Source organism: Lentzea sp. HUAS12, from assembly GCF_024125735.1.
Classification (GTDB): domain Bacteria; phylum Actinomycetota; class Actinomycetes; order Mycobacteriales; family Pseudonocardiaceae; genus Lentzea; species Lentzea albida.
In genome coordinates, this window is sequence record NZ_CP099738.1 from 1,606,602 (window position 1) to 1,617,021 (window position 10,420).

Annotated in this window: 4 protein-coding genes; all 4 read left to right on the forward strand. The window is 73.5% G+C overall.

The features are described 5' to 3' along the window. The first annotated feature begins 239 nt into the window (after positions 1-239). The 4 genes from ND450_RS07140 to ND450_RS07155 all read left to right on the forward strand — a co-directional run bounded on the left by ND450_RS07140 (position 240) and on the right by ND450_RS07155 (position 10,410). Entirely contained in the window at positions 240-3,275 is a 3,036-nt protein-coding gene (locus ND450_RS07140) for a BTAD domain-containing putative transcriptional regulator (protein ID WP_253325363.1), read from the forward strand. Positions 3,276-3,376: 101 nt separating this feature from the next. Then, on the forward strand, positions 3,377-6,364 hold the full coding sequence (locus ND450_RS07145) for a BTAD domain-containing putative transcriptional regulator (protein WP_253325364.1): 2,988 nt from the start codon (positions 3,377-3,379) through the stop codon (positions 6,362-6,364). 147 nt (positions 6,365-6,511) lie between these two features. After that, the gene (locus ND450_RS07150; RefSeq protein ID WP_253325365.1) at positions 6,512-7,255 is read left to right on the forward strand and encodes a thioesterase II family protein; all 744 of its coding nucleotides are present in this window, start codon (positions 6,512-6,514) and stop codon (positions 7,253-7,255) included. Then, entirely contained in the window at positions 7,252-10,410 is a 3,159-nt protein-coding gene (locus ND450_RS07155) for an amino acid adenylation domain-containing protein (protein ID WP_253325366.1), read from the forward strand. Before ND450_RS07150 ends, ND450_RS07155 begins: the two co-directional genes overlap by 4 nt. Positions 10,411-10,420 lie beyond the last annotated feature (10 nt).

The window sequence follows — 10,420 nt, forward strand, 5'->3', positions numbered from 1 at the left end:
CTCATCACTGCGGAGGGGAATATGACAGCGTTTGTCCACTTCGTCAACTGGTAACAGGGCGTGTCCGAGCGGCTCCGCAGTGTGATTCCATGCGAGGCTGAATCGGTACAGAAAACCCGGGGTATCTTTCCGCCTCTTGTCCACTCTTAAAGGTGATATCTCCTGTATTCGCCGCGGTGCCACCGATGTCCGCCGACGGCCGACACTGGCGTACTCCGAGACGGAAAGCGTGCGGCTGAATGGATTATCGGATTCTGGGTCCGCTGGAGCTGCGGTCCGCCGGGCGCCCTGTCGCGCTCGGCGGGGAGCGGCAGCGCAAGCTGCTCGCGCTCCTGCTGCTCGGCACCGGCACCGTCGTGTCCTTCGACCGGCTCATCGACGAGCTGTGGGAGGACCCGCCCCAGACCGCCCGCCGCCAGGTCTGCAACGCGGCGGCCGCGGTGCGCCGCGTCGTCACGCGGGGCGGTGGCCACCTGACGACCACCACCCACGGCTACCGTCTCGACCTGCCGGAGGGCAGCCTCGACGCGGACCTGTTCCGCACCCGGATCCGCGAGGCGGACGTCCTCGCCGGGAGGGGCGAACCGGCGCAGGCCGTGGCGTTCCTGCAGAGCGCGCTCGACCTGTGGCGGGGACCGGTGCTGACCGGGCTCACGTCCCCGTCGATCGACGCGGAGGCCGAGGCGCTGCGGGAGCGGCGGCTGCAGGCCGTGGAGCGGCTCGCCGAGCTGCGGCTGGAGCTGGGGGAGGTGACCTCGCTGCTGGGAGAGCTGATGGGCCAGGTCGCCGAGCACCCGTTGCGGGAGTCGCTGCGCGCCACGCTGATGCGGGCACTGGACCGGGCCGGGCGCCGCGGCGACGCGCTGACCGTGTTCGAGCAGGGTCGCCGGGTGCTGGCCGACGAGCTGGGTGTCGACCCCGGCCCCGAGCTGACCGGGCTGCACGCCGAGTTCCTGCGCGCGCGACCGGTCCCGGTGGCGGACCCCCGCCGGTCGCCGCTCCCGTTCGACATCCCCGACTTCACCGGCCGCGAGTCCGAAGTGGACGAACTGGTCGAGGCGGTCGGCGACCGGGGGCCCGCCATCGTCACCATCGAGGGCATGGGCGGCATCGGCAAGACCGCGCTGGCCGTGCACGTGGCGAACCGGCTGGAGGACCGCTTCCCCGACGGGCGCTGCTACGTCGACCTGCGCGGCTTCACCGCGGACACCGCGCCGCTGGCCGCGGGCGCCGCGCTCGAACTGCTGCTGCGCCAGATCGGTGTGCCACCGGAGCGCATCCCGGTGGACCCGGCCGCACGTCGCGACCTGTGGCTCACCGAGGCGTCCGGCCGCCGCCTGCTGGTGGTGCTCGACAACGCCGCCGACGCGGGCCAGGTCCGGCCGCTGCTGCCCGGCGCGTCGTGCTCCGTCGTGCTGGTGGTGAGCCGGTGCCACCTGATGTCGATCGAGGGTGCCGTCCCGGTGTCGCTCGACGTGCTGCCCGCAGCCGACGCGGTGGCGTTGTTCAGCCGGATCGCGGGCCAGGAGCGGGCGGACGCCGAACCCGAGGCGGTCGCGGACGTGATCTCCCTGTGCGGCGGGCTCCCGCTGGCGATCCGGATCGCCGCCTCGCGCTTCCGGCGGCGGCCGTGGAGCGTCGCGCACCTCGCCGAGCAGTTGCGCGACCGGCAGCGCCGCGCCCGTGCGTTCACCGCGAACGACGTCAGCGTGGCAGGCGTGCTCGCCCTGTCGTACCAGCACCTCCCGGCCGACCGGCAGGAGCTGTTCCGGAAGCTGTCACTCGTGCCGGGTGCCGACTTCGACGCGTACGCCGCCGCCGCGCTCGCCGGGGTGCCGGTGTGGGACGCGCAGGAGGTGCTGGAGGAGCTCGTCGAGTGCAACCTGCTGATGCAGCGCAGGTCCGACCGCTACTGCCTGCACGACCTCGTCCGCGACTGCGCCCTCGACCTCGCCGACCGCGCCGGCACACCGTCCGAACTGGACACCGCGCGGCACCGGTTGTTCGACTACTACCTGCACCTCGCCGACGTGCGCGGCCGGCGCTCCCTGCCGGGACGGCGCGGCTTCGAGCCGGACCTGACGTGGCAACCGGAGCTGCCCGCCTCCGAGTCCGAAGAGGACGACGTGCGCCAGCTCCGCGCCGAGTACAAGAACATGGTGGCGGTGGCCGGGTACGCGAGCGCGCACGGCTGGCACGTGCACGCGTGGCAGCTGCCGTGCCTGCTGATGCCGTACCTGACCCGAGTGGGCCTGCGTTCCGGCGTGCTGGAGTTGTCCCGCAACGCGCTGAAGGCCGCGCAGGCGCTCGGCGACCGGTGCGGGGAGTCGATGGCGTTGACGAACATGGCGTTCGCGTTGCGGGAGGAGGGCCGCCACGGCGAGGTGCTCGACTTCCTCGGCCGGGCCATCGCGATCAGCCGCGAGCTGGGCGACCTGCCCGCGGTCGTGGGCGGTCTGCGCGACCTCGGCGCCGCACAGGTGCAGGCGGGCATGCTGACCGACGCCGCCGGGAGCTTCGCGGAGGCCGTCGAGCTCGCGCGGTCCGTCGGCGACCAGCGGGCCGAGGTCAACTCGACCATCGACCTCGGGTTCGTCGACTGCAACCTCGGCCGCCACGCCGAGGCCGACGCCCGGTTCCGCGCCGCACTGGCGATGCACCAGCGCGCCGGCTACACCGGCGGCGAGGTCGTGGTGCTCATCAACCTCGGCTGGCTCGCCCAGCTGCGCGGCCGTGACGGCGAGGCGGCCACCGCGCTCGAACGCGCCGTGCGGCTCAGCCGGGAGATCGGCATGAGCCGCGGCGAGTGCATCTCGTTGGCCTGGCTCGGGGTCACCTACCGCAGGCAGGGCCGGATCGCGGACGCGTTCACCGCCGGGCGGGAGGCCCTGGACTCGGCGCGGCGGATGGACCTGCGCGAACCCCAGGGCGACGCGCTGAACGGGCTCGGCGAGACCTGCCTGGCCGCCGGCCGGGTGCGCGAGGCCGAGGCGATGTTCCGCGAGGCCGAGGAACTGGCGATGGCGGGCGTGCTGCCGATGGTGCGGGCACGGGCGCACGAGGGACTCGCCCACGTCGCCGCCCGCCGTGGCGAGCACGAGTGGGCGCGCACGCACTGGGAACGGGCCGTCGAGCTTTACCCGGACGGCGCGGTGGACGCGGACAACGCCCGCGCGCATCTGGCCGGCACCGGCACGGGCTGCATGCGGTGCGCCTGCGGCCGGTCGGCACCCCGCGCGCTGACGGTCGTGCGCGAGGTCGCGAAAGTGAGCTGACCAGCGACGACATCCGTGCATCGGTCATCGATGCGGCACGGATGCACGGCGTTGGTGCACTGCTTCCGACAGGTCGTACAGGTAGGAAGTGGTGCACGAAGATGCTGCAGCCCGCGTTACCCGCAAGGCTGGTGGATCGGCCCGCGCTGACCGCGGCGCTCGACGCCGCGGCCGCCCACAAGGTGGTCGTGGTGTCGGCGGGGCCCGGTTGGGGGAAGACGACGTCGGTCGCCGCGTGGGCGGCCACGCGCAGGGCGGCGTGGCTCGATGCCGCCGACGTGTCGCTGGAACGCCTGTCGCGCGGGCTGTTGCGCGCGCTGAGACAGCGATTACCGCGCCTGCCCGCCGAGTTGATCACGACCACGGCCCAGGGAGCCGAGACGGTCGCCGCCCTGATCTGCGGCCTGCTGGACGTGCACCTCGACGAACCCCTCGTGCTGGTCGTCGATGACGCGGGCGTGGTGCGCGGCGAGAGCGCCCGGCTGCTGGAGGCGTTGTGCCGCACCAGCCCCGACCGGTTCGGCCTGGTGCTGCTGACGCGCGGCGCGCTCGCGTTCGACCCCGGACCGGCCGCCGAGGTCGGCGCGCGCGAGCTCGCCTTCTCCGAGCAGGAGATCGCCGCGCTCGTCGACGGGGACGCGACGGAGGTGCTGGCGCGCACCGGAGGCTGGCCCGCGGCGGTGTGCCACGGCGAACTGACCGGGGAGATGGCGGCCTCCGCGCTGGCGGCGGAACCCGAGCGGAACCAGGGCCTGGTGCGGGCGATCGCGTTGCTGGGCAGGGTGTCCACGGCGCTCTGCGTCGCGCTCGGGTTCTCCGACGTGCGCGAGACGCTGGCCGGACTGGCCCAGCGCGGACTGGTGACCGGGCCGGACTGGCGCGTGCTCGAACCCGTCGCGGACCTGCTGCGCCAGGAAGGCTTGGAGGACGAGGAGATCCGGCTGAAGGCCGCCGTGTTCTGCGAACGCACCGGTGCGCACGCCGACGCGCTCGCGCACCTGGTCGCCGTGCGGAGGTGGGACCTGGTCGCGCGGTTGCTGCTGCGCCGCGACGAGCAGATCGTGGCCGGAGGCGACGCGGACGCGGTGCTCGCCGCGCTGGAACAACTGGAGATCGACGACTCGCGGCTGTACCTGGTGTGGGGTTTCGCCCTGCAGCACAAGGGGGACTGGCTCGGCGCGCTGCACTGCTACGAGCAGGCGGGTGAGCACACCGTGCGGTTGTCGTGGCGCCGCGGGCAGCTGCACGCGCTGGCGGGCCAGACCGGCCAGGCCGTCGAGGTGTTCGAGCGGACGGTGTTCGACGACCTCGCGTCCCTGGACGAGGTGCGGCTGCTGTCGCTCGCGGTGCGCTGGTTCCGGGAGACCGGGCGCATCGAGCGCGCGGAGGAACTGGCCGAGCGGTGCGCCGAGTCGGCGAAGAGGTGTGGCGGGCACGCCGCGTTCGCCTGGAGCAGCAGGGCTTTCGGGGTGCTCGCGGGCTTCGGCGGTGACCGGGTGGCGTTCGAGATGCACTACGGCCGGGCCGCGGACCGGGCGCGCCGGGCCGGCTGCCGGATGCTGGAGCTCACGATCCGGTGCGAGCGAGCGAGGTTCCTCGCGGACGAGTTCGGGCCGGAGCAGGCGCTCGCCGAGGTCGACGAGCTGCTCGTCCTCGGCAGGCAGGCCGGGCTCACCGGCCACGAGCAGGACTGCCGCGGCGTCCGGGCGGTGGCGGCCGTGCGGCTCGGGCGCTTCGACGACGCCCTGCGCGACGCCGGCACGTGCCCGTGGAACCTGGTGGTCAGGGCGGAGGCGCACCGCAGGCGCGGAGAACCCGGGCAGGCGCAGGCGTTCCTCGACGAGGCGCTGGTACTGCCCGGTGCCGACCCGCTGGTGCGGGCGACGCTCGCGCGGGTCGTCGCGGGCGAGGACGTGAGCGCCGCGCGGGCCCTGGCCGAGGAAGCGGTGGCCACGAGCCAGGTGCTGCAGGTGCGCGAGGTGCCCGCGCTGCTCGCCCGCGGCTGGGTCGCCGTGCTCGCGGGGGATCGGGAGACGGCGCGGGCGGACGCGGCGACGGCCCGCTCGCTCGCGGGCAGGCGCGGAGACCGGGCGGGTCTCGCGGACGCGCTGCAGCTCGCGGCGGCGACGTCGGCCGACGGACCGGCGTTGCTGGCCGAGGCCGCGATGGTGTGGCGGGCGGCGGGCGACCCGGTGGGCGCGGCGACCGCGGAACTGGCGCTGGCGCGCTCGACCGGTGCCGAGACGACGTCGTTCGAGAACGAGCTGCGGGCGCACGGGGTGCGCACCGACGTCCTGATGGCCGACGTGCTGGGAGTGGGAACTCGCCGCCGGGCGCGGATCGCCGTGCGGACGCTGGGCGGGTTCCAGGTGCTGCGCGACGGAGTCCCGGTGCCGGCCGCGTCGTGGCAGTCGAAGAAGGCGCGCGACCTGCTCAAGATCCTGGCGGCGAACCGGGGACGGGCGGTGCCGCGGCCGCAGCTCGTGGAGCTGCTGTGGCCGGACGACCGGTCGGACCGCACGGCGAACCGGTTGTCCGTGCTGCTGTCGACGTTGCGGGCGGTGCTGTCGGTGCCGGGCCTGCCGGCCGACGCCGAACCGCTGGTGGCGGACCGCGACACGGTGTCGCTCGACCTGTCCTTCGTGGACCTCGACGTCGCGGGGTTCCTGGACGCCGCGAGCACCGCGCTCGTGGCCGACCGGCGTGGCGACCCGGCTGCGGCGTCGTTGCTGACCGACGCCGACGAGCTGTACCTGGGGGAGTTCCTGGCGGAGGAGCCCTATGAGCAGTGGGCCGTCCAGGTGCGCGAGGAGGTGTGCGCGCGGTACACGGCCGTGCTGCGGGCGTTGGTGCGGCTGGTGCGCGATCCCGACCTGCAGGTCGGCTACCTGATCCGGATGCTCGAGCTCGACCGCTACGACGAGAGCGCGCACGTGCGGCTGGTGCGGGCGCTGCGGGCCGCTGGACGGCACGGCGAGGCGCGGCGGCGGTACCAGGTGTACCTGGAGCAGATGCGCGACATCGGGGTCCGGCCCGCCGAGCCGGACCTGTTCGGTGCGAAGGGTTCGGAGGTTCTTCGGGCGGGCTGAGCCTGCTCTTCGGCGGCCGGGGCCGTCGTTCGTGCCAGCGCTGGTGCGAACGGCGGCCCCGGTCGCGTTTGTGCTGCCAGGACAGGCATAAGAGAGCCGTCAGGTTTCCCGAAGGGTGCGCTAAGACCCGCTTCGTAGCTTCGTCTGGTGAACGAAAACGGGGGAAGCGGCTGGCTCGTCCGGCCGAAGCCGAGGCCGGGCGCGGCACTGCGGGTGGTGTGTCTGCCGTACGCCGGGGGTGGCGCGTCGGCCTACTGGGACTGGGCGGACCTGCTGGGCGAGTCGGTCGACCTGTGGGTCGCGGCGTTGCCGGGCAGGGAAAGGCGTTTCGGTGAACCCGCGCTCACCGAGGCCGCGGCGATCACCGGGCCGCTGGCCGAGGCGGTCCGCGCGGAGATCGCGGCACCGGTGGTGCTGTTCGGCCACAGCATGGGCGGGCTGCTCGCGTTCGACCTGGCCCGGCGCCTGGGCGAGCAGGTCGAGCACCTGATGGTGTCCGCGGCCAAGGCGCCGCACCTCCCGTTCGGCGGCGCACCCCACCTGCTCGACGACGCGGGCCTGCTCGACTGGATGACCACGCTCGGTGGTGTGCCCGCGGACCTGGTGGCGCACAGGGACATGCTGGCGCTGATCCTGCCGACGCTGCGCGCCGACCTGACGGTGTGCGCCGGGTTCCACGGCACGCGCGACGTCGTCGACGTGCCGGTCACCGCGGTCTCCGGCACCGACGACCCGCTCGCGACCGTGGCCGACGTCGCCGCCTGGCGGCACCACACCGTCGCCGGCTTCGACCTCGTGGTCCGGCCGGGCGGCCACTTCTACCTCAAAGACGATCCGGCGGCGGTGACGAGCGTCGTGCGGTCGCTCGCGGCCAGGGAAGGTGTGCAGTGACCGACCAGTTCCCCGCTACCCGCGGCCAGCAGCAGATCTGGTTCTCCGACCAGCTCGCGCCGGACGTCACGTTCAACACCGTGCCGGTGCACGTGGAGATCACCGGCGAGCTCGACACCTACGCGCTCGCCGGCGCGCTGAACGCGGTGATCGACCGGCACGAGCCGTTGCGCACCAGCTACCGGCTGGACGGCGACGTCCTGGTGGCGTCCGTCGCGCTGGAGGCCCACGTGTCGATCGCGGCACGCGACCTGCGCGACCTCGCACCTGCCGAACGCACCGCACGCGCCGAAGCGCTGGTAGCGGCCGAACTCGCTCGCCGCGTCGACATCACCTCGGGTCTGCCGTTGCGGATCGTGCTGCTGCGCCTGGAGGACGACCGCCACCAGCTCGTGCTGCTGGTGCACCACATCGCGATCGACGGCGCGTCCGTCGCCGTGCTCCAGGACGAGCTGCCGCGCTGCTACCAGGCCGCGGTCGACGGAGGTGTCGTCGCGCTGCCCCGGCCCGCGGTCGCCTACCGCGACATCGCGCCGCTCGACGGCGGCGTGGAGCACTGGCTCACCGAGCTGGCCGACCTGCCGGAACCGCTGGAGCTGCCGGCCGTCCGCACCCGTCCCGCCCCGCCGGACTTCGCCGCCGAGTCGTTGCCCCTCGTCGTGCCGGAGAACCTGGCGACCGCGGTCCGCCGGGCGGCGAGCACGCACCGGTCGTCGTCGTTCATGGTGCTGCTGAGCGCGTTCTCCGTGCTGCTGCACCGGTTGACCGGCTCGTCGGACGTCGTGGTCGGCTCGCCGTCGGCGGGCCGCGAGCACGCCGACACCCACGAGCTGGTCGGCTACTTCGTGAACATGCTGGCGTTGCGGGTGCGCCTCGGCTGGGACCCGACGTTCAGCGAGGTGATGGACGTCGTGCGCGGCGCCGTGCTGGACGCGCTCGACCACCGCGACGCGCCGTTCCACGAGGTCTGCTCCGCGCTCGGGCAGACCGGGGACGGTGACCGGCACCCGGTCTTCCAGGTCGTCTTCGCGTCCCCGCCGCCGCTGGCCGGTCCGCTGGCCGCCGGCGGGTGCGTGTTCACGTTCGTCCAGGGCACCAGCGACCAGAGCCTCTACGACCTCGAACTGCAGCTGCCCGACTCCGGCGGCGGCGAGATGCGCGGCTGGGTCAAGTTCCGCACGGCGCTGTACCGGCGCGCCGACGTCGTCGACCTGACCGAGCGCTTCGCCACCGTGCTCGGCCAGCTCACCAGCGCGCCGGACATGCGGCTGTCGAACCTGTCGCTGCTCTCCGGCGACGAGCGCGGCCGGATCGTCCACGACCTCAACGCGAACGCCACCGCGTACCCGGCGGAGGCGACGCTCGTCGAGCTGTTCGAGCAGACCGTCGACCGCTTCGCCGCGGACGTCGCCGTCGAGTTCGGCGGCGTGCGGCTCACCTATGCCGAACTGGACCAGCGGGCCAACCGGCTCGCCGCCCACCTCGGCACCCTCGGCGTGGCCGCGGGAACGCCCGTCGGCATCCTGCTGGACCGCGGGGTGGACTGGGTCGTCGCCGCGATCGCCGTGCTCAAGGCCGGTGGCGCGTACCTGCCGCTCGACCCGGAGTACCCGCTCGACCGGCTGCAGGCGTTGTGCGAGGACGCTTCCGCGGCCGTGGTGCTCGCCGATCGTGCCGTCGAGCTGGGCGTCGAACTGGTCGACCTGTCGGCGATGGTCCTCACCTGCCCCGCCGAGCGTCCACAACGGACGCTGGTCGCGGACGACCTCGCGTACGTGATGTACACGTCCGGGTCGACCGGCATGCCCAAGGGCGTGTGCGTCAGCCACCGCAACGTGGTCCGGCTGGTCCGCGACACGAACTACGTCGACTTCGCGCCCGGTGACCGGGTCGCGCAGGCCTCGACGACGACGTTCGACGCGGCGACGTTCGAGATCTGGGGCGCTCTGCTGAACGGCGGTCGTCTGGTCGGCCTGCCCAAGGACGTGGCACTCGACCCGGCGGCGCTGGGGGAGTGGTTGCGGGCCAACGCGATCGACACGTTGTTCCTCACCACGTCCGTCGCGATGCACGTGGCGCGCGAGCTGCCGGGCGCGCTGTCCGGGTTGCGCTACTTCGTGTTCGGCGGCGAGCAGCCGGACGAGCACGCGGTCGCCGCGCTCATCGCCCACCCCGGCGGTCCCCGGCACGTCGTGAACGGCTACGGCCCCACCGAGACCACGACCTTCGCGTCGAGCCACGAGTGCGAGCGCGCGCCGGGCCGCATCCCGTTGGGGCGCGGGCTGAGCAACACCCAGCTCTACGTGCTGGACCAGTACCTGGAGCCGGTCCCACCGATGGCCGTGGGCGAGCTGTGCATCGGCGGTGACGGCGTGGGCCGCGGCTACGTCGGGAACCCCGCGCTGACCGCCGACAGGTTCGTCCCGGACCACCTGGGTGGCAAGCCCGGCGCGCGGCTGTACCGGACCGGCGACCTCGCGCGGTTGCTGCCGGACGGGACCTTCGAGTACCTCGGCCGGGCCGACCGGCAGGTCAAGATCCGCGGGTTCCGGATCGAACCGGGCGAGGTCGAGGCCTGCCTGCACTCGTCGGGACTGGTGCGCCAGGCCGTGGTCGTGCCGCTCCCGGACGCCGCCGGCGACGTCCGGCTGGTCGGGTACGTCGTGCTGGAACGGACGGGCGACGAGCAGCTCGACGAACTGGCGCGGCACGTGCGCGCCGCGCTGCCCGCCTACCTGGTGCCGTCCGCGCTGGTGCCGCTGGAGTCGTTGCCGTTGACCCGCAACGGGAAGCTCGACCTGCGCGCGTTGCCCGACCCGGAGATCGCCGCGGAGGAGGAGCTCGACGAGCCGCGCACGCTCACCGAGGTCGCCGTCGCGAACCTGTGGCGCCAGGTGCTCGGCGCGGAGTCGGTCGGACGTGACACCAACTTCTTCGACTGCGGCGGCCACTCGCTGAAGGCGGCGAGGATCCTCGCCCGCGTCGAGAGCGAACTGGGTGTCCGGCTGCCGATGCGGTCGCTCTTCGACCACCCGACCGTCGCCGGCATCGCGACCGAGGTCGACCGGTTGCGCGACACCACACCCGTACCCGTCGGCGTGATCCGAGCCGAGGCCAGGGCCTCGCGTTCGGTCGCCGACCTGCTCGATCTGTGACTGGAGGGGA

What these genes read in the sequence shown, in the direction of transcription:
- ND450_RS07140 (WP_253325363.1), top strand. Translation starts at nt 240, where the DNA reads ATGGATTATCGGATTCTGGGTCCGCTGGAGCTGCGGTCCGCCGGGCGC.
- ND450_RS07145 (WP_253325364.1), top strand. Translation starts at nt 3,377, where the DNA reads ATGCTGCAGCCCGCGTTACCCGCAAGGCTGGTGGATCGGCCCGCGCTG.